Raw genomic sequence first — 20,355 nt, forward strand, 5'->3', positions numbered from 1 at the left:
AGCATGGAATTACCCCTCATTGATTTAATTGTTTTTTTAGTTTACATGTTGGCCATAGTTTTATTCGGCGCCTCTTTTTATTATAAAAAACGCTCGTCTACCGATTTTATCACTGGAGGGGGAAAGCTTCCGTCCTGGGCCATAGGGATGTCCATATTTGCTACTTTTGTCAGTAGTATCAGTTTCCTGGCTTTGCCCGGAAATGCTTACCTGTCCAATTGGAATGGCTTTGTTTTCAGCTTATCCATTCCTATTGCTGCCATATTGGCGGTGAAGTTTTTTGTACCACTCTACAGGGGGATTAAAAGTCCCTCTGCTTACTATTACCTGGAAACCAGGTTTGGAAGTTGGGCAAGGACCTATGCCTCTATTTGTTACCTGCTTACCCAGCTGGCCAGGATGGGTGCTATCATGTATTTACTGGCATTACCCATGAATGTATTGTTTGGTTGGAGCATTCCCGTCATTATCGTGGTGACTGGTATCAGTGTATTGATATATTCCATTATGGGAGGTTTTGCAGCAGTGATCTGGACAGATGCGATACAGGGGATCATTCTGATATCAGGCGCAGTGGCATGCCTGGTCATTATTTTTTTTTCCATGCCAGAGGGTCCGGGTCAGGTGTTCACCATTGCAGCCGCCCATGACAAGTTTAGCCTGGGAAGTTTTGGATGGGGGCTTTCGGAGGCCACATTCTGGGTAATTTTGATTTACGGCCTTTTTATTAACCTGCAGAATTTTGGTGTGGACCAGAATTATGTACAGCGGTATCTCAGTGCAAAGACGGACAAGGAAGCAGTAAAATCCACCCTGTTGGGAAGCTTGTTGTACGTTCCGGTCTCGCTTTTGTTTTTCTTTATTGGCACGGCCTTGTTTGCCTATTACCAGGCCATGCCGGAATTGTTGCCGGAGGCTTTTAAAGAAGGAGACCAGGCGGATAAGGTGTTTCCATTCTTCATAGTTAGCGGTCTGCCGGTAGGTATGACCGGTCTGTTGATTGCCTCTATTTTTGCAGCAGGCATGAGTACCATATCTACCAGTATCAATAGTTCGGCTACTATCATTTTAACGGATCATTTCAAAAAATACATTTCACCCGATTTAAAGGAGAAAGCTGAAATGAAGGTTTTGGTTATTGCCTCCCTGGCCATGGGTTTGCTGAGTATAGTGGTGGCCATTGCTTTCAATGGCGTGAAAAGTGCTTTGGATGCCTGGTGGGCACTTTCGGCAATTTTCAGTGGAGGTATCCTGGGCTTGTTTCTGCTTGGATTTATTGGAAAAAACATCAAACGCAGCTATGCAGCCATAGGGGTAGTGTTGGGTGTTTTGGTCATAGGATGGATGAGTTTATCTCCGGTGATTTTGGAGGAAGGGGCAGTATTCAGAAGCACCTTCCATGCCAACCTGACCATTGTATTTGGTACCCTGGTTATTTTTCTGGTAGGTTTTTTGCTTTCGGCCTGGGCCAATAAGAAATGAACACCTCTATTTTAATTGGAATAGGTTTCTTTTTTCCTTATTCCTCTGGATGAATAAATCAACATACTGATGATGATCAGGAGCACAAAAAGCACCGCATATTCAAATTGAAGCCAGATATCAGAACGGGCTTTGATCCTGTAGCTGAGGTTGGTGAGTTTCTCTCCCTCCCGGAGTTGAATTTTCGAAAGCTCGCGCAGGTCATAGAAAACCTTTTCAAAATCAGTATTGAACTTCTCCATGCTGCTTTGGTAATTCCGATCAGACTTTTCCAAACCGGAAAAATAGCTTTCGATTTCAAGCTTATCCCGGACCAGACTTTTGAATTCCTGCAAGTAATCCGACTCCTTAGGCGTGAGGTGGGTTTTTTCAAAATCTGAGATAATATTCAATATCTGGTCATGGTAATCCATTACCTGGCTCTTGATGGAAAGGTATTGATCCAGGGATTCAGTATTGGCCACCAGCAAGCGCATGCGGAAAAGCAATTCGGTGATGTTGAAGATATAATCCTGCACCACCAGCCGATCCTCATACACGGTAACGAAGGAGGCTTCCAACTCATCTACATTACTTTTGTCCACGAGGCTTTTTGCAAATATTAAGAACAATACAAGGCTTAAAGCAATAGCGATTTTAATTTTAAACACTTTGAAATCCGGATCCTTCATATTTTTAGGTAATTTAAATGGGTTACCGCTCTGCATGCAAACTAAACAAAGCCTCAACTATTTATGGACAGGTTACGGGTGGCTTTTTCAGCTTTGTCCTACCTTGAAAAGCCTGCTTTACTCCTGCTTCATAAATAAAGAAAAATTATACCATTTTACCAATCCGAAACCGGCATATTATTTCAAATGAGGCCTTATGCCATGGGTAAGGTAAAGGAAAAAGTACTGCCTTTGCCTGGCTCGCTAGTGACCTGGATATCCCCACCATTTTTCAAGATAAAATCTTTGGTAAGCTGAAGGCCCAATCCGGTACCCTTTTCGCCGGCAGTGCCATATTTTTGTTTGCCCCTGATGACAGGCTGAAAAAGCTTGGATACGGTTTGTTTATCCATACCAATGCCGTTGTCCTGAATAGAAATCTCCCAATGAGTGTCATTGATTTTTTTGCTGCATACGGTGATTTTTCCTCCCCGATTGGTAAATTTTAAGGCGTTGTTTAACAAATTCCTTATGATTAGGTTACACTGTTCCCTATCAGCAAGGCAATTGGTTTCAGGAATCAAATGATCTTCGATCTGGATTTGTTTGGTTTCAGATACAGGTTTATACAGGTTAATGTTTTCCTGCAATATTTTATTGACAGATACTTTTTCCGTGTCTGTGACGATACCTTTCATCTGGCTTTTGGCCCAATGGAGCAAATTGATCAGGGTAAAGTGAACGTGCTCGACCTCATTTCTTAATTGGGTGGAAACCAATAAAAATTCATCCTGACTTAGTTTTTCATCTACAACATACTGCATCAGCCCCTTCAAGCTATTGATAGGGCTTTTAAGGTCATGTCCTACGATACTGAACAGCTTGTCTTTGGTTTTATTGACCTCAAAAAGCTTTTTGGCAACCTCTTCTATTTCCTTTTTTTGCTGTAGGATTTTTTTGTTAAGGGCTTCCAGGCTGTTTTTCTGTTGGGTAACCAGGGTTTTGGCTTTTACTTGGTACCTGATCGATCTTAATGCTATAAAAAAAGCAATCAATAAAATGACTAAAATAATGCTGAAGCCGATACGGAGCCGCTTTTCCATTAATTTTTCATTTTCCAAGTCAACTTCCCGCTGCTCCTGCCGCATCGCCGCTTCTTTTTTATCAAACTCATATTTGGCAGCGATTTCCTGGATTTGCTTTTCCGATTCCAGGTTGAGGACACTGTCCTTGTAGGCCGTGTGCAATTTGAAATGGTACAATGCTTCCCTGCTGTTCCTTTCCTTTTCAAAAATCTCAGAGAGCAAGAAGTGACTTTTTGCTATGTTGCTTTTAATGCCACTTTCCATGGAGAGGTCAAGGCTTCTTTGAATGGATTTCCTGGCCTCTGCTAAATTTCCCAGTTTGGCCTTAACTTCTCCTATACCCAGCAAGTCATCGCTAATCCCTGCTTTGTCCTCCATTTCAGTGTCCACTTCAAGGGCGGCTTCAAAATGGAACAGGGAACCCTCATAGTCCCCCTGCGAGAGCAAAATTTCGCCTAAGTTGAAATGACTTACTGAAGCCAGTTGGTTGTTTTTTAGCTCCTTACCGATTTCCAGGGTAGAAGTAAAACTTTCCAGGGCATCTTCCAAATCCCCCTTTTTCTTGTAGATGAGTCCAATATTGGCCAGGCTGGAAGCCATTCCAAGTTTGTTATTTAACTTTTTGCGGATTTCAAGGGCCCTGTTGTGAAAATTCAGTGCCTGTTCATATTCATCCATGTCGGCAAAGACCAATCCCAGATTACTTAGCGTTTTGCTTTGTTCATTTTCCGAGAGGTGCCTTTCCTTGATTTCCAAAGCCTGGAGGTAATGCGCTACGGCCTCCGAAAAATTACCTCTGTCATAATGGTTCAAGCCCATGCTATTGTAAATATTGGCCATACCCAGCCAATACTGATTTTCCTCTGCCAGGCTGAGCCCTTCGTTGAAATAATTCATCGCCTGTGTATATTCACCCCGGATGTTGTAAAACGCACCGATGTTCCTGTAGGCATCTACTATTCCATCTTTATATCCGACCTTTTCACTGGCTTCCAGGCTTTTCATCCCCAGTAAAAAAGTACTGTCCGGATTCAAATTGTAATACAACTCTCCGGCCCGGTTAAGCAGATCTATGTACGGCTTGTCCGGAGAAAAATTTTCATTGCTTTCCAATAACTGAATGCTTGATTTAAGCGAATCAACTTCTCTTTTTTGACCAAAAGAAAAATGAGAAAACAATACCACTGCAAAAAGTACAGAAGCATAAAAAAACTTATTGAAATTCAAAAACACTTTCAAGTTTTTTCGTATTTTTTGTTTGAATACGTGAATTTTGTTGCAAAAATGATGCTGTTCTGATAATTTTTTCAAATATGAAAGGTATTCTCAATTTGAATTTCAAATCCTCAGAACCGTAAACCTATCAGTTTAATAATATAACAAATTTAAACCTGGTAAAGAAATTTTAAACCTTTATAAACCAAAAAGATCTGTATTTTTTTTATATCTTCTCTTGTTACTGGACAGGCTAATTTATTCATTATGGTTTGATTTATAGCTATTTTCAGTTAAAAAATGAATAAAAATAAGATTTTCTTGTATTTGAATTTTCTGAATGGAAACATGGCATCCTCATATATAAAGCTAATAAACGTAAAGTATTGTATACCAGTTGTAAAAAATTGTTGGTATGTTCCTTCATTTCGGGTTTTGGATTTCTTACCTATTTATTCTTTATGCTGCCCGGATCCTGGATGCGTCCTTTCCCCGTTGACAAAATAAAATTGTTATTTAGATGCTTGCATTTTTATTTTTAGCTTTACGTTTTGTACCTGAAAACTCAATGCAATGAAGGATATCAACCCCACTACCACTGATGCGTGGAAAGCACTTATAGCTGCTTCAAAATCCCCTTTAGAGATCAAAACTTTATTTGAAGAAGACCCGGAAAGATTTGACAATTTTCACGTCAGGTTTAAAGATATCTTATTGGATTTTTCTAAAAACAGGATCAACGAAGATGTATTCAAATCCTTGTTGGACCTGGCAGATCAAACGGAACTCAGGGCTGCCATATCTTCCATGTTTGATGGTAAGCTCATCAATGGAACAGAAAACAGGGCTGTGCTGCATACCGCCCTGAGAAACAGGTCCAACACCCCCGTATATGTGGATGGAAAAGATGTCATGCCGGATGTAAACAGGGTATTGGAGAAGATGAGGATTTTTTCTGAAAAAGTGGCCAAGGGTGTATGGAAGGGGTATACGGGTAAGCCCATAAAATCCCTGGTGAATATTGGTATTGGTGGGAGTGATCTGGGTCCGGTAATGGTCACAGAGGCCTTAAAACCCTACCAATTTCCTCATATTAAGGCCTATTTCGTATCCAATGTAGATGGGTCTCATATCACTGAGGTGTTGAAACAGGTAAATCCCGAAACCACTTTGTTTTTTATTGCTTCAAAAACATTCACCACGCAAGAAACCATGACCAATGCCCATACAGCCAGGGACTGGTTTTTGGAAAATGCGCATGATAAAAGTGAGGTAGCCAAACACTTTGTAGCCATGTCTACCAATGGCAATGCCGTGAGGGAATTCGGGATTGATTTAAATAATATGTTTGAGTTTTGGGATTGGGTAGGGGGCAGGTATTCCCTATGGTCGGCCATCGGCCTTACCATCGCCTGTTCCGTGGGTTTTGATAATTTCCGTAAGCTGCTGGAAGGTGCCCATGCCATGGACAAGCACTTTGCCAATGAACCCTTTGAAAAAAACCTACCGGTTCTCCTGGCTTTAATCGGTATATGGAACACCAATTTTCTAGGTGCAGCTTCAGAAACCATCCTTCCCTACGATCAATACATGCACCGTTTTCCAGCTTATTTTCAGCAGGGGAATATGGAGAGCAATGGCAAATGCATTGACCGGCAAGGGAATAAGGTAGGCTATGCCACCGGACCCATCATATGGGGCGAACCCGGAACCAATGGGCAGCATGCTTTTTACCAATTGATCCATCAGGGTACCCAACTGATTCCCTGCGATTTTATTGCGCCTGCACAAACCCATAATCCGGTAGGCGATCACCATGTCAAACTGATGTCCAATTTCTTTGCCCAGACAGAAGCTTTGATGAATGGGAAGTCGCTGGAGGAGGTTCAGCAAGAAATGAAGAAAGAAGGGAAATCCCCCGACACCATCGAGAAAATTGCCCCGCACCGTGTTTTTGATGGCAACAAACCTACCAATTCCATTCTGGTGAAAAAGATCAATCCGGCGACTTTAGGCGCATTAATTGCCATGTATGAGCATAAAATTTTCGTGCAGGGAGCGATATGGAACATTTACAGCTTTGACCAGTGGGGGGTTGAACTGGGGAAAGTATTGGCTAAAACCATTTTGCCGGAATTGGCCGCACCGGAAAAGGTGAGTGGACATGACGCTTCTACTAACGGATTGATCAATGCATTTAAGGAGTTCAGGAAGGATTGATAGGCTTGGACGGCAAGGTTGAATCCCTGATCAGGTAATTTTGTTTTGGCTGATGCTTTTCTGCCGGTAGGATTTGAAGCGGTTTATTTCCAGGTTTGTTCTGAGCTTTTCATGCTTTGTACTTCGGTTTTGAACCCTTTTTCTCCACCTTTTGAAAGCGCTTTCTTTCATCTCCCGGCGCATCAATTTGATGACTACCTTTTCGGGTATGCCAAATTGGTGGAAGATGGCATCGAAAGGGGTCCTGTCTTCCCAGGCCATTTCGATGATCCGGTCCTTTTCTCTATCCGTCAGCTGATTTAATGGATTCATTAATGGTAAACTTTTAGCTGGCCAAATGGTTTGATTGGGGTGAAAAAGATCAATCTGGGCTGGTGTATAAAGAATCCTGGCCAAACATACCTTGTCCAACAGATGGGGCTGAATTACCAACGATTCAGCAGGTCAATTATGAATTCCAGCTCCTTTTCCTGCAAGGCTGGATGCAGCGGTAAACTGAGGGTTTCCCTATGAATTTTTTCTGTCAAGGGCAGTAGGCTACCTTGAAAAGATTTTTCCAATACCGGCTGTTGATGTGGAGGAATGGGATAATGTATGGCCGCTTCCACTCCATACTTTCTCAGGTAGGTCATTAAGCTTTGCCTTTCCGCTGCCAAAATAGTAAAAAGATGCCAGGTATGCTGGTAGGGTTCTGCGGGTTTGGCTGGCTGAGGTAGCTGAATTTTCGGATGACTGATCTGAGAAATGTAGCGCATGGCCATCCGGTTACGCAGGGTATTGTCCGCTTCCAGGTAGGGTAACTTTACCCGTAATACGGCAGCCTGTATCTCATCCATTTTAGAGTTGGTGCCGGAATAGGTGAATTGGTATTTTGTAAGGCTGCCATAATTGGCCAGGGCCCTGGAAATTTCCGCCAATTGGTCATTATTGGTGGTAATCGCCCCGGCATCTCCCATAGCCCCCAGGTTTTTTGCCGGATAAAAACTATGGGCAGCAGCATCTCCCAGGCTACCACTTTTCCTCTCAAGGAATTGGCTTCCTACGGCCTGGGCATTGTCCTCTATCAAAAGGATACCATTGGCCTTCAGCAGGGCATGGATGTTTTCATGGTAGGCATTTCTGCCATAAAGGTGGACCATCACCATGGCTTTGGTCCTGGGATTGATGAGCTTTGCTATGGCAGTGGCCTTCAATAGGAAAGTCGGGAGTTCTGGTTCTACCGGAACGGGGATCAAGCCCTGATTGATGATGGCTAGAAAAGTGGCAAAAAAAGTATTTGCAGGGACCAGTACCTCATCATTTTTTTTGAGCAGCCCCATTTCCAGGTAGGCTCGAAAGATAATTTCCAGGGCATTGGTACCGTTTCCCACCCCTATGCAATGTTTAGTCCCGATATAGGCAGCAAATTCTTTTTCGAATCCCGCAGTTTGTTCTCCCCTCAGGTACCGGCCACTTTGTACCACCTCCTGGATGGTTTGGCTGAGCTGCGGTTCAAAACGCCTGTTGATCGCATTCAGATCTAAAAACTTGATGAAGTTTTTGGTAGTCATACCGTGATATTATGAATTGAGGCGCTAAATTAGGCAAGCTTTAAGGACCGAAGCAAGCATGGAGCAGTGCAAACTGGAATTAAAGTGTTTTTCTGACCCAGGTATTCCTAATGGTCTATTCATGACGCAACAGCGTACATTATTTAAAAGCAATTATGCGGCATTTTGTTTTATTGGTTTTATCGGTATTGATTTTGGGCTCCTGCTCCCTTAGGGGAATAACGGTTTCAGAAAACATCACCTTTATGGAAGAGGGTTTTTTGGGTAAATTGCCCGAAAAACAATTGAATATTTTTTATCCCAGAAAAAGCAATGAACTGCTACCGGTTTTGGTGTTTGTCCATGGAGGCAGTTGGCGGTCCGGGAGTAAAGAGCGGTATGGGTTTCTGGGCAGAAGGATGGCGCGACGAGAAATAGTAACGGTAATCATTGATTACCCCCTGAGTCCGGATTTTAAAATCCACTCCATGGGCTTGGCAGTAGCCAAAGCCCTGGATTGGGTCTCAGGTAACATTGCTGATTATGGCGGAGATCCGGATAGAATAGTGGTTTCGGGCCATTCTGCGGGCGGGCACCTGGCCAGTTTGGTGGCTGTCAGAGATGTTTATTTTGATAGCCTGGGAGTGGAAAGTCCGGTAGCTGGGGCAGCACTTATAGACGCAGCCGGCCTGGACATGTACCATTATCTCCGGGAAAAAAATGATGCCCCGGGAACCTCGCATCTGAGGACCTTTACAGATGATCCTGAGGTATGGAAAGCCACATCCCCCATTTATTATTTACACGAGGACATGCCTCCCATGATATTTTTAATGGGAGGTAAAACCTACGAAAGTATCCTGGAAGGAACCGATCGCTTTATGGAGGTTTACCGCCGTTTTGATCCTGAACCTGACTTTAGAATTCAAAAAAACAAAAGACATGTGCCCATGATCGTGCAGTTTTTGTATACTCCTGGAAGGGCTTTCAGGTGGGTTAGGGACTTTGTGAAAAACACCAGGTGATCCAGGGGAAGGAAGGGTAATTGCCAGGACCTTTATTTCCTTTGAGAAAACACATCTATAACGGTTTTATCAGCTATTTGGTAGGGAGCCCCCAAAAGTAAAAGCCTGCCTTCACTTGTGATTTGTAGCCCTGCTGCAGCCTTAAAATTGACCGTTTCACTGGGAAGAAAGGTTTTGCTGGAGATTTTAATAAGTAGTGGATTGTCCGGATCTGGGGTCAATCGAAAAAGATCTGCTACCTGCTTTCCATCTGTAGTTTGAGCAGTTCCGGCCAGGTATAATTGTTCTTTTGCATCCGTAAAAAGGTTGAGATTCTGGTAAGATAACCAATCCGGGTTGACCCAGTCCTGCCGGTTTTGCCCGCTCATTTCCATACTCATTTTTAACCGGAAATCAATGTTTCCGTCATAAAAGTCCTGCTCAGAACAGGCATAAAAATCCAACACCCGGCTGTCCCAGTTGGCTACCAAAAGCCACATCTTGCCTTTGAAAGCGGTAAAGCCCACTGCACCTGCAGTCACCCTTTCAGGTGCACCTTTTCTTTCCAGACTCACCAGAGGGTTTTGCCAGGGCCTGTCCTTTTCCAGGTCGTAAACCTTTACTTTCGACAGGTCTCTTTTTTGGTTGTCTTCTATGCCTACTGCCAGAAACCGATCATAAATTTGAAATCCACCGGCATGCCGAAACGGGGAGAGCAGGAGGGTGTCTACTGCAGTAAGGCGCTTTTGCTCCAGATCCCCGCTGATGAGGTAACTGTAGTTGGACGAGCTGCCACTTAAATAAAGGGTGTTTTCCCGGTAGCGCTGAATGCCTTGTAAATGGCCACCCTGCTGATCAAAGGACAGGTTATGCGTAAAAGTGATTCTATCTGGGGACGCTGCGAGGCCATTAAAAGCTACCTCGAAATCAGCCACTTTCGGCAACCTGGCATTTTGAGCAAAATCAGGAAGCGGATGAAGAAGAAACCATATCCAAAGTAAACAGGCGCAAGAGCTTTTCATAGGGAGCAAATTGTGTCCTGAAAAGTAAGTCTGGCTGTGGAAAATTGCAACCAAAAAATCAATTAATGGAAAAGACAGTGGTGCTAAAAGTGGAGTCCGGGGCATAGGGGGATAAATTTTTACCTGGCTGCAATCCACTGCGCTGGTTTGTTGCGTAAATGGGGGCATGGAAACAAATAGAAAGATTCAACAAGGCAGGCTTCAATCCGGAAGAAGGGACTTCCTGAACAGGGCCGGTTCGTTATCGATCATGTCTCTCTTCGGGGCAGCATTCTTTACCGGTTGTAGCAATGAGGAGGACATGCTTCCCGATAATGATCAACAGGAGAATGAAGATGGTATCCTGGTCAATAACCAGCAAGTCACCATTGACCTGGCCAAAAATGAAGGTTTGCTGGCTTCGGGGGGATGGATGCTGATCCGGGAAGCCAGGTTATTGGTAGTCAACCTTGACAATCAGTACAGCGCCCTTACATCCGTCTGCACACATTCCCAATGTGACAGGAACTGGACATTTGGTAATCAGGTTTTTACCTGCACCTGTCATGGTTCCAGGTTTGATACGCAGGGAGGGGTGATCAATGGACCGGCTACCCAGCCCCTGACCTCCTATGCCGTCACGGAAGAAAATGGAAACCTGATCATCAGCCTGTCATGAAGTGGAGGCGGTTATGGCTATTGCCCCTGATGTACCTGCTGATGGTGGGGGAGGTCCAGGCACAGGAATTCAAAACTACTGAGGGAGAAGTGCGCTTTTTGTCGCAGGCCTCATTGAATGAATTTACAGGGAAATCTGACCAGCTCCATGGCTTGCTGGACCCGGAAAAAAATCTGGTTGATTTTTATGTAGACCTGAATACCCTGAAGACCGGTATCGGCCTCAGAGACCGTCACATGCGGGACAATTACCTGGAAACCGAAAAATATCCCTTTGCTGAGTTTACGGGGAAAATGCAGGGAGCAGTAAGCTTCGAAGTAAATCAAACCCAGAAAGTCAAAGCCATGGGGGTTTTTAAAATCCATGGCAAGGAAAGGTACCTGGAAGTGGATGGCAGCCTAACTCCGCTTGGCCCCAATGAGATCTTGCTTGAGGCCAATTTTGAAGTGAAGCTGGGTGACTTTGATATCGCCATTCCCCAGGTGATGTTTTACGAATTATCTGAAACCCAGCAAGTGAAAATCAAAGCTAAATTAAAAAAATAAATCATGGATCAACTGTTTGTGAATCGTATGGTCAAAAGGCTGGTTTTACCCCTGCTGTTGTTGCTGTTTTATGGAAATGCACTGGCACAGCTGGAAAGAAAACTGGTAACGGCTGATCCGGAAGTGGAGCTTATTTTTCATGCGCCCCGGCAGATCAACCTGCTGACAGTAGAGCCACTGGAGGAAAAAACCCTTCATTTTGCCATCATGCACACCTTCGGGCCGTTAAAAGAAGGCGTTAGAAACTTGTATGGCCTGGACAATGGAGCCAATATTCAATTCAGCTTCGAGTATGCTTTCGATGACCGGTTTTCTCTGGGAGCCTCCCGGTCCGGCAGGGATAAGTTTTACAATTTGTATGGCAGGCACCATTTATTTCGACAGAAAAAAAGCGGGGCTGTGCCGGTTTCTTTGTCCCTGGTGGCTGCCGCAGGGGTCAATACGGTCGACTACACTTTTCTACGGGAAGATGCCCCTGATTTTTCTGAAAGAAGTAGTTTTGCCTTCCAGCTGCTACTTGCCAGAAAGTTCTCCGATAAAATCAGTGTTCAGCTAAGCCCTTCCCTGGCTTACTTCAATGCGCCGATGGCAGCCTATTTAATGGAAGGGGAGCAAAATCTTTACCTGGCCCTGGGCATATCAGGTAAATTTAAGCTGACGGGAAAATCATCACTGACACTGCAATGGATGCCTAATTTAAACAGTGACCTGAGAAGTAATGTGGGTATTGGAATAGACATTGAAGCCGGGGGGCATGTTTTTCAAATGTATTTTGTCACTTCTCAGGCCCTGAATGAGCAATACCTGCTCGCAGGAGGTAATGGGGTACCAGGGGAAGGTTTCAGGTTGGGCTTTAACGTCAACCGTATCTTTGCCACCGGATCCAGATAAGCTTTTCTTAACTGCTTACCCGGGGGACGGAGATTCCTGTCATGGCTTGTCTTATAAATTGATGACCATAAAATATAGGGGGAAGCCTATGGTGATATTTACCGGGAAGGTCACTGCCAGGGCCATGGGCAGGAATATACCGGGGTTGGCTTTGGGTACAGCCATCTTCATGGCAGCGGGTACGGCAATATAGGAGGCCGATGCGGCCAGTATGGCCAGCATGAAGCGGTCTCCGGGTTCAGGGCTCACCCAGCTGCTCAGGTAAGCTACCAATACGCCATTTACAAGTGGGGTAACGATGGCAAAGGCAGTGGTAAACCAACCGGATTGCAGGAAATCCTTCAGTTTTTTTCCACTGCTGATACCCATATCGAGCAGAAAAATGGCCAGAAAACCTTTGAAAATGTCAGTGGTAAAAGGTTTGATACCTTCCGCCTCATGTTCATTGGCGAGAAAACCGATAATCAGACTACCAATAATTAAAAATACGCTGCCATTGGTAATGGAATGCTTCAGTATTCCCCATAAGCTGGTTTGCCCGCTCTTTCCATTGCCAAACCAGCGGATCAATAGTACGCCGATAATGATGGCAGGAGCTTCCATTAGGGCCATGATGGCTACCATATGGCCGCTAAACTGGAGGTACTGCATCTCCAGAAAGCTTGCTGCCGTCACAAAGGTCACCGCACTGACAGAGCCATAAGCGGCGGCAATGGCACCGGCGTTTTCCAATCCCAACCGCTTTTTCAAGACAAAGAAGGTGTAAATGGGTATCAGGCAGGCCGTGCCAATTCCAAAGGCGATCGCCCACAATATGCCCATTCCGAATTCACTGTGCGCCAATTCCTGTCCACCTTTAAAGCCTATGGCGAAAAGCAGGTACAGGGATATGAACTTGGATGAATTTTCAGGTATTTTTAAATCACTTTTAAACTTAACCGCCAATATTCCCAAAAAAAAGAACAATAAAGCGGGGTTGGTAAGGCTTTCCAGTAGTAGTTTTATATCCATAGTTGCTAATATTGAGTTTGAAAACAGACAATCGTCAGGCGGCAGTACCAGCGGTGGAAAAGCTTGTGTTCACCTTTTCCAACTGATTGGTTTTCCAGTCCACCAGTAAACTGTTGATGGCGATACCTTTCTGCCGGATGGGTTTTTCAAGTAAGGGGTGATGGTAAAGGGTATGGGTCAGGTTTTCCGAATGGATCAATGCCATTTCTCTGGCTTTTTCTTTCCTTGATTCGAATTGATTGATGCGGTAGTAGTGATCAATGTATATTTCAAAAAGATACTCTTCGGCATAGGAGTGCAGGCCCTTTTCGTGGTTGATGATCTTATTTTTAAAAGGACAGTTCAGGTCATGAACAATGGTGATGCGATCTATGGCATCCTGCATCAGGAAATCGGCTACTTTTTCGACAAAGCGGACTTCCTCGAATCGAAAGACACTTCCCAATGCCGTCAAAAATAAATGGTGACTTCCAAATTTACTTTGGATATAGGCTTCCAGCTGATGGGTAGGACAAACTAAATAAAGATTTTTTTGCATGGAGTTTTATTTTTGTTTCCTGCGAAAATAAAGGCCGTATTTCATAAATGAAAATTTATAATTCTTATCTAAAAGATTAAATAATTTTATGAATCAGAAAGGATGTATTATAAGGTATTGAATGCCAATACTTTGATAGAGTACCTCTTGCACTTGGAAGTAGGAGAAATGATTGACTTACGGAGATCAATTGGATCCCTACCGGTGACAGATTTTAACAAGCCCCTCTCTCTCCCTTCAGAAAACAGGTGGGGGCTGGGGGATGTGATTTGATTTTTGCGTTTAAATCCGAAATAGGCATTAGCCTATTCATTACGACCTTAAAATGCTTCAAAATCAGCCGCTACGCTGCTGTTTTCGATTTCACCATAGCGATGCTATGCCTCAATCACCAAACCGCCTGATTTTCTTGCCGTTTAAGCGCTCATTACGATTCCTAATGGCTGGTCCGGGTTAAAAAAAAATAATTCTCGGAATGGCGGTTTTATTATGAAAATAGGTCGAACTCCCGTTAGTATTTGAGGTACCATTCAAAATTCTTCTCGATGACAGTCTGTACTTCCTGTTTGATGTAGGAGATAAAGGCTGCTGTTACCGGACTGTGATTTTTTCCCTTCATCCATACCAGTTGCCACATGGTGGATTGGGGCAAGCCCTGAATGGGATAAATCTTCAGGTCACCATTATTCAGCTCATTTTTGATTCCAATCAGTGGCATGATGGAAAACCCGAGCCCTGCAATAACGGCTTGTTTGACCGCTTCGTTGGAAGTCAGCTCCAGTTTTTTGGAGATGGCCCAGTGGTTTTGCTCCACGAAGGCTTCCATCATTTGCCGGGTTCCGGAGCCTTTTTCCCTGTATATCCAATTCAATTCGCCCAATTGTTCGGACAGGGGGCGGCTTTCATCGAAACGGGCTTTGGCACTTCCCACCAGGAAAAGTTTATTCGGCAGCAGGTCTATGTGCTCCAATTGCAGCTTGTCCGGCAAAATGGATACCATGGAAAAATCCACTTCATTGTCTGCCAGGCTGTCGATTACCCTTTGCTTATTGGTGACATCCATTAGCAATTCTATTCCCGGATTGCGTTGTAAAAAATCAGATAGGAAATAGGGCATGACGTATTTGGCGGTGGAGACAATGGTGATTTTCATTCTACCGGCCAGCTGCCCCTTGTATTGCAGTGTTTTCTGATTGATGGCATTGACCTGATTGATGATTTGCTCGGCGGCCAATGCGATTTCCTTTCCAAAGTCGGTAATATAAATTTTCCTTCCCACCACTTCTGTGAGGGGAATATCGAATTGATCCTGAAAGTTTTTCAGTTGGATGGAAATGGCCGGCTGGGTAAGGTGAAGGGCTTCGGCCGTTTTGGTTACACTTTGGGTTTGGGCTACTTTTAGAAATACCTGTAACTGATTAAGGGTATAATGCATTGCTTATAATAAATAAACCTGAGTATAAATTTTCGTTAATATAAAAATCTTTTTTCAGGTTTAAAGCAAGTTTTATCTCAAACCGATATCAATTTAAAATGGCAATTGTTTCTTTGTTCCTGCTGGTGGGATATTTTCATTTTGAGGTGATAAAAGGCTTCCAATAGGGTGGCATTTTCAAACGCTCCGGCATCTATGGCTTTAAATCCCGCCAGTTCGATCCACTTTTTGAGCTTTAGCTTATTCTCGTTGTTATCCCCACAATAGTACGTTTCCTGAATGATTCCCAAAGGATCAGAATTGGGATAATCCAGGCCTAAATTATTGAATGCTTTGAATAAATTTTTACCGCCCAAAAGTTTTTTTATGGCTGAGGTATTGCATTCCAACCCTGCTCCATATACCCCATTGGTGCAATCCACGATCATCTTTTTTTGACTTTCCGCCTGTTGCAATAGGTTGCAAATGGTTTTCAAACAATCGTTTTCACAACAAATGAACACCACTTCTGACTTTTCGATGGCTTCTTTATATGGAAGTACCTTGTCCGAAAGTTTGTTGTAAATCTTCCATTCAATATCTGTGATTTCAAAACCTTTTTTAACGCCAAAAGTCACATTGATGCCCCTGCCCATGTACCGGTTTCCCAAAGTCCTGGCCAGTTTGCTTTCTCCCAAAATTGCAATATCCCTCATGTCAAAATCAATTTTACCTAGCCCTAAAATTTAGTGAATGCACTAAAAAACAATGAAAAGTAATCAAATATTTGGTAATAATAAAATAAAATTATGAAAACATTGTATTATTATAATAAAATGCAAATAACATGGCCTGTATTTCATAATTTCATCTATCAAATAACGGGGGAGTTTTTGGTCTTCGGCAGTTTGAATCCAATTCTCCCCGAGTTTCAGCCCAAGCCCATCAGACTTCTTTTAAGCGAGTGCCGATACCGCTGGCCAGCAGGAGTAATCCTGCAAACACCCAGAGGGTGATTTGTACGCCCAAAATCCCGGCCAGGGCACCCAGACCTGCTCCGATCAGGGTAAAAATGCCAATGGCCGTATTGGCCAGGGAAACATAAGAGGGCCTTTCCTCCCTTGGAGCAAAATCTATCAGGTAAGTTTTTCTGCTCAACCGGGCACCTCCATGCGCCATTACCTGCACTAAAAATAAAAAAGCAAAGACATAGCTGTTTTGCAGCGGCTCCGGCCAAAATGGGAATAGCGACATGAGGACAATATTTAAGGCACCAAGCAGGCCCACGACCACCATCATTTTTTTACTGGATTTATCGGCAAACCTGCCCCAAAAGGGACTGCTGATCACATTGGCCAGCCCGGCTGCGATGACCAAAATGCCCAGGTTGGCCACCTCACTTCCAATTTCCTCTTTTCCCAGAATGACAAAGAAGGGCTGGGCCAGGGGAATGGCCATTAAAAGTCCCCTGGCAAGGATAAACCGCCGTAAATTGGCATCGTTTTTCCAAAACTGCCAGGCAGTTCTGACCTCTTCTGCAGGGCTCCTGCCCCCCGATGTAGCCCCTTTGTCTTCTTTGATCAAACTGAAAATAAAACCCGAAATTACCCAAAGCAGGGCCCCGGACAATACCAATAAAAAGAGGGGATTCCGATCGGTTACCCCGGATAGATCTGCGAGAATGAGCCCACCGGCCAGGAGGGTGAATACCCCACCGAGTGTAGCCCGCATGCCAAGCATTTGCCCCCTTTTTCCCTTGGAGATGGTTTTGGCTGTCACATCCTTAAAGGCGATACTGGCCACTCCGCTACAGCAGCTGTACAATGCCAGCAAAATCAATATCAGCCAACCGGCTGTGCTGCCCTCCAGCTTTAGTACGGTAAAGGCCATAGCCAGTAAGGCCAATGCCTGAATCCAGGCAGGGATCACCCAGAACCATTTCCTTCGGGGAAAGGAGCGTATTTTAGCAGAGACAAACAATTGGGGCAATAAGGAGCCTGCATCTTTGATCGGAACCAATGCCCCCGTAAAGGCATTGGGCACTCCCAAAGCCGAGAAAATCCAGGGAAGGGTGGTTCCCGGGCTGACCAGCTGCTCCGCTAATTTGGAAACGGAGCCACTAAAGGTGTTTTTAAAAAAATTTAAGGGCGTCTCTTTACAGGCTGATGCTGAAATTTTATCACAAACCCGTAATTCACCCTCATCTGTGATCCACTCATAGACCCTTTCGGCCAGTTCTTTCTTTTCGCTCATGAATTATGAAAATCAGGTAGTTGCTAAAATTAAAATTAAAAAGCTAAATTTACATTGTTGGTTTAATGTTTGCAGTAATCTAAAGCAGTTTTAACAAGAAAAAAATCTTTTAAACATGGATACTTTCCAATTGCAGATCTTAGAGAAAAAACAAGTAACACATGACACCTATTCTTTTAAAGTTGAAAAACCAGGTGGCTACAGGTTTCAGCCGGGACAGGCTACGGAACTGAGTTTACTCAAAGATGGGTGGGAGGAAGAGAAACGCCCCTTTACCTTTACCAGCTTACCATCCGACGATTTTCTGGAGTTTACCATAAAAACATACGATGACCATGAGGGGGTTACCAAGAGGCTGGGAGAAGCCGTGCCAGGTGATCAGGTAGAAATAGGAGATGCCTGGGGTGCGATTGAATATAAGGGAGAAGGAGTATTCATTGCCGGAGGTGCAGGAGTCACGCCCTTCATCTCCATTTTCAGAGACCTCAGGCAGAAGAATAAGATTGGTAACAATCAACTGATTTTCGCCAACAAAACAAATGAGGATATCATTTTATTTGAGGAGTTGAAGACCATTCTGGGCCATAAGTTTTACAATATCATTGAAAAACAGGCAGATACTGCCTATGACCAGGGTAGGATCGATAAGGCTTATCTGAAAAGTAAAATTAATGATTTCAAAAACCAACATTTTTATATCTGTGGCCCCGAGGGATTTATGACAGCAGTAGATAAAGCCCTCAAAGAGTTGGGAGCCAATCCGGAAGCTTTGGTCTTTGAGCAATAAAAATATAAAAAGGGGGTTTTTTAATCCCCTTTTTTTCAGGATACTGCTGCTACTGCCCGGTAAAGTTTTTCTTTCACTTCTTTGGCCAGCGGCTTGATGGATTCATTGCCCAATGGCACCATAGCGGTTTCGGGATCGATTGCGGATACCTCAAATTTCCCGTCCGGTAATTCCCTGATGGTTACATTGCAGGGAAGCATGGCCGTCATGTGGGGGTCTATACTGAGCACTTTGTCCGCAAAAACAGGGTTACAGGCACCAAGAATCAACATGGGCTTGTAATCCTTATCCAATTTTTTCTTCATGACAGATTGGATATCGATTTCTGTCAATACCCCGAAGCCTTCTGATTTAAGGGCTGCCGTTACTTTTTCTTTGACAGACTCCATAGAACTTGCTTCCAATATTTTATCCATGTGATAGTTCATAGTATGTGTTTTTTGGTGTTGAAACTTCAAGATAGTGAATCTATGGTAGAAGAACGGTGACCATGGTCACATTGTCCGCCTGCGTGGAGGTATTCTTATCGATCGTGCTGTTTGACATTTGCAATGTCGAACTCAGATAACGCAGGATTTGCCATCCTGCTGTTGTGCCCGTGAATAAATTGCACCCAGCTAAAAACAAATTCGAGACCGTTTTGGGGATTACAAATCCCCTTTTATCTGGTGTCCTTATCGGGTTTCCGGTGACGGTTATTTATTAACCCTTAAACTAAGAGACCGAACTTCATGCGAGCCCTAATGCCCAATTTGAACAGCGCTCCCTGTAACCAGCCATTAATTCATGACCAAAAAATGGGACTGAGGGAGGAGGTAATGAAGGAATAATTTGGTGATTTGTAGGTTGGTGGGTGTAGTAAATGCTAATTCCTTTGGTACTTTTTTGCTTGACCAAAAAGTCAAGGTACAAAAATCCTTTCCCCCGCAATCCTCCCGCACCCTCCTGAGAAAATTCAAGACAGGCAGGTTTTGTGCCGGCCCACTCGCTTTTCTCAACCCTTGACTTTCAATCAAAGCTAATAAATGTTCGAAAAGCCAGTTTATTGGTACCATTTATTAAACCTAAACCTAAGGGACTAAACTTCAAGCGAGCCCCAATGATAAACAGCCAATCAGGTGATCATCAATAGGATCGCTATAAAGTGAAGCACAGTACCGGTCAATACGAACAAATGCCAGACGGCATGGGCATAGCGCATTTTTTTGTTGGCATAAAAAATCACTCCGGTGGTATAGGCCAGGCCCCCAGCAGCCACCAGGATAATGATGTCCTGGGTAAGATTGGCCATTAAGGGCCGGATAAAGAACAAGAGCATCCAGCCCATACTCAGGTAAAGGATCAGGGAGAGTTTGGAAAACCGATGGGTATGGAAAATTTTGAATACCAGGCCGATCAGGGTCAATCCCCAAATGATGCCAAAGTAGACCCAACCGCTGAGCCCTCCCAACCCGATCAGCAAGAAAGGGGTATAAGTACCTGCTATCAAAAAGTAAATGCTGATATGATCAAAAGTCCGGAGCAGGGGTTTGATGGTTTCGGATGGTATGGCATGATAGAGGGTAGAAAAGGTATATAGGAGCAAAATAGTAGCCCCGAAAATACTACAGCTGAACACATGAATGGCCGTTCCGTTCATCACCGAAAAAACCACCAGCAGGGCAATGGCCACGATACTGAATAATATCCCGATCAGGTGGGTAATGCTGTTGGCAAATTCTTCCTTCAGGCTTTGTTTCCTTTCACCGGCTTGAGTCATCATCGATCATCGTTTTCCCTTTCCAAAGATAAAGTTTTATATCCATTCTTTTCAGGATTGGCATCAGGGAAAAGAAAAAGGCCCCAGTGGACACTGAAGCCTTTTGTAAAAATGTTGTAAGGAGTAATAAAAAAATTGTCGCTGTATTACTGCTTCAAAAGTATGCCTTTATTTTTTTTCGTTCGGGTCATTGACCGTTAAGGATTCTTTATTTAATCCGTGCAATATTAATAATTCAGTAACATCCTGGGAAAGCGCCTTTATTGATGGCTCAGTGTACGGTTATTTTTGT

Annotated in this window: 20 protein-coding genes; 8 read left to right on the forward strand and 12 right to left on the reverse strand. The window is 43.9% G+C overall.

From position 1 onward, the window contains the following. Positions 1-3 precede the first annotated feature (3 nt). Positions 4-1,482: a sodium:solute symporter gene (locus tag GL182_RS20880; protein ID WP_163381739.1), complete on the forward strand. Its 1,479-nt coding sequence runs from the start codon at positions 4-6 to the stop codon at positions 1,480-1,482. Between the two features lie 11 nt (positions 1,483-1,493). Here GL182_RS20880 and GL182_RS20885 read toward each other — a convergent pair whose 3' ends face one another. Together GL182_RS20885 and GL182_RS20890 are read right to left on the reverse strand one after the other, a co-directional pair. Continuing rightward, complete coding sequence (locus tag GL182_RS20885) at positions 1,494-2,153, reverse strand: MCP four helix bundle domain-containing protein (protein WP_163381740.1); 660 nt, start codon at positions 2,151-2,153, stop codon at positions 1,494-1,496. 194 nt (positions 2,154-2,347) lie between these two features. Beyond that, on the reverse strand, positions 2,348-4,450 hold the full coding sequence (locus tag GL182_RS20890; RefSeq protein ID WP_240469916.1) for a tetratricopeptide repeat protein: 2,103 nt from the start codon (positions 4,448-4,450) through the stop codon (positions 2,348-2,350). Positions 4,451-5,005: 555 nt separating this feature from the next. Here GL182_RS20890 and pgi point away from each other — a divergent pair. Next, positions 5,006-6,652 carry a glucose-6-phosphate isomerase gene (gene pgi, locus GL182_RS20895; protein ID WP_163381742.1) on the forward strand — a complete coding sequence of 549 codons (1,647 nt, stop codon included), beginning with the start codon at positions 5,006-5,008 and terminating at the stop codon, positions 6,650-6,652. A gap of 30 nt (positions 6,653-6,682) precedes the next feature. Here the strand turns inward: pgi and GL182_RS20900 are convergent, their stop codons facing one another. Together GL182_RS20900 and GL182_RS20905 are read right to left on the reverse strand one after the other, a co-directional pair. Next, entirely contained in the window at positions 6,683-6,964 is a 282-nt protein-coding gene (locus GL182_RS20900; RefSeq protein WP_163381743.1) for a TIGR03643 family protein, read from the reverse strand. A gap of 113 nt (positions 6,965-7,077) precedes the next feature. Beyond that, on the reverse strand, positions 7,078-8,202 hold the full coding sequence (locus GL182_RS20905; protein ID WP_163381744.1) for a DegT/DnrJ/EryC1/StrS family aminotransferase: 1,125 nt from the start codon (positions 8,200-8,202) through the stop codon (positions 7,078-7,080). Between the two features lie 155 nt (positions 8,203-8,357). On the opposite strand from GL182_RS20905, the gene GL182_RS20910 reads away from it, so the two are divergent. Beyond that, positions 8,358-9,206 carry an alpha/beta hydrolase gene (locus tag GL182_RS20910; protein WP_163381745.1) on the forward strand — a complete coding sequence of 283 codons (849 nt, stop codon included), beginning with the start codon at positions 8,358-8,360 and terminating at the stop codon, positions 9,204-9,206. 32 nt (positions 9,207-9,238) lie between these two features. Here GL182_RS20910 and GL182_RS20915 read toward each other — a convergent pair whose 3' ends face one another. Further along, the gene (locus GL182_RS20915) at positions 9,239-10,207 is read right to left on the reverse strand and encodes a hypothetical protein (RefSeq protein WP_163381746.1); all 969 of its coding nucleotides are present in this window, start codon (positions 10,205-10,207) and stop codon (positions 9,239-9,241) included. A 166-nt stretch (positions 10,208-10,373) separates the two neighbouring features. Between GL182_RS20915 and GL182_RS20920 the strand changes: the two genes are divergently transcribed. The 3 genes from GL182_RS20920 to GL182_RS20930 are packed head-to-tail and all read left to right on the forward strand — an operon-like array spanning position 10,374 to position 12,301. Next, positions 10,374-10,865: a ubiquinol-cytochrome c reductase iron-sulfur subunit gene (locus GL182_RS20920; protein ID WP_163381747.1), complete on the forward strand. Its 492-nt coding sequence runs from the start codon at positions 10,374-10,376 to the stop codon at positions 10,863-10,865. After that, the gene (locus GL182_RS20925) at positions 10,862-11,410 is read left to right on the forward strand and encodes a YceI family protein (RefSeq protein ID WP_163381748.1); all 549 of its coding nucleotides are present in this window, start codon (positions 10,862-10,864) and stop codon (positions 11,408-11,410) included. The genes GL182_RS20920 and GL182_RS20925 overlap by 4 nt, the downstream gene beginning before the upstream one ends. Positions 11,411-11,413: 3 nt before the next feature. After that, the gene (locus tag GL182_RS20930) at positions 11,414-12,301 is read left to right on the forward strand and encodes a DUF5777 family beta-barrel protein (RefSeq protein WP_240469913.1); all 888 of its coding nucleotides are present in this window, start codon (positions 11,414-11,416) and stop codon (positions 12,299-12,301) included. 51 nt (positions 12,302-12,352) lie between these two features. On the opposite strand, the gene GL182_RS20935 is transcribed toward GL182_RS20930, so the two are convergent. Both GL182_RS20935 and GL182_RS20940 read right to left on the reverse strand, forming a co-directional pair. Continuing rightward, a complete protein-coding gene (locus GL182_RS20935) occupies positions 12,353-13,312 on the reverse strand; it encodes a sodium-dependent bicarbonate transport family permease (protein ID WP_163381749.1) in 960 nt (319 codons plus the stop codon). 34 nt (positions 13,313-13,346) lie between these two features. Then, on the reverse strand, positions 13,347-13,850 hold the full coding sequence (locus GL182_RS20940) for a hypothetical protein (protein ID WP_163381750.1): 504 nt from the start codon (positions 13,848-13,850) through the stop codon (positions 13,347-13,349). Positions 13,851-13,952: 102 nt separating this feature from the next. Here GL182_RS20940 and GL182_RS20945 point away from each other — a divergent pair, with 102 nt between their 5' ends. Continuing rightward, positions 13,953-14,123, forward strand: coding sequence for a hypothetical protein (locus GL182_RS20945; protein WP_163381751.1), 171 nt, complete (start codon positions 13,953-13,955; stop codon positions 14,121-14,123). Between the two features lie 238 nt (positions 14,124-14,361). Here the strand turns inward: GL182_RS20945 and GL182_RS20950 are convergent, their stop codons facing one another. The 3 genes from GL182_RS20950 to GL182_RS20960 form a co-directional block, all read right to left on the reverse strand. Then, a complete protein-coding gene (locus GL182_RS20950) occupies positions 14,362-15,285 on the reverse strand; it encodes a LysR family transcriptional regulator (protein WP_163381752.1) in 924 nt (307 codons plus the stop codon). Positions 15,286-15,362: 77 nt separating this feature from the next. Continuing rightward, positions 15,363-15,980 (reverse strand): NAD(P)-binding domain-containing protein, encoded by a 618-nt coding sequence (locus GL182_RS20955; protein WP_163381753.1) that lies wholly within the window; start codon positions 15,978-15,980, stop codon positions 15,363-15,365. 229 nt (positions 15,981-16,209) lie between these two features. Then, positions 16,210-17,517, reverse strand: coding sequence for an MFS transporter (locus GL182_RS20960; protein ID WP_163381754.1), 1,308 nt, complete (start codon positions 17,515-17,517; stop codon positions 16,210-16,212). Positions 17,518-17,632: 115 nt separating this feature from the next. Here GL182_RS20960 and GL182_RS20965 point away from each other — a divergent pair, with 115 nt between their 5' ends. Beyond that, positions 17,633-18,304, forward strand: a complete 672-nt coding sequence (locus GL182_RS20965; protein ID WP_163381755.1) for an FAD-binding oxidoreductase — start codon at positions 17,633-17,635, stop codon at positions 18,302-18,304. A gap of 35 nt (positions 18,305-18,339) precedes the next feature. On the opposite strand, the gene GL182_RS20970 is transcribed toward GL182_RS20965, so the two are convergent. Together GL182_RS20970 and trhA are read right to left on the reverse strand one after the other, a co-directional pair. Further along, positions 18,340-18,732, reverse strand: coding sequence for a DUF302 domain-containing protein (locus GL182_RS20970; protein WP_163381756.1), 393 nt, complete (start codon positions 18,730-18,732; stop codon positions 18,340-18,342). A 686-nt stretch (positions 18,733-19,418) separates the two neighbouring features. Continuing rightward, entirely contained in the window at positions 19,419-20,066 is a 648-nt protein-coding gene (gene trhA, locus GL182_RS20975) for a PAQR family membrane homeostasis protein TrhA (RefSeq protein WP_240469914.1), read from the reverse strand. Positions 20,067-20,355 lie beyond the last annotated feature (289 nt).

This window comes from Cyclobacterium sp. SYSU L10401 (assembly GCF_010993705.1).
GTDB lineage: Bacteria > Bacteroidota > Bacteroidia > Cytophagales > Cyclobacteriaceae > Cyclobacterium.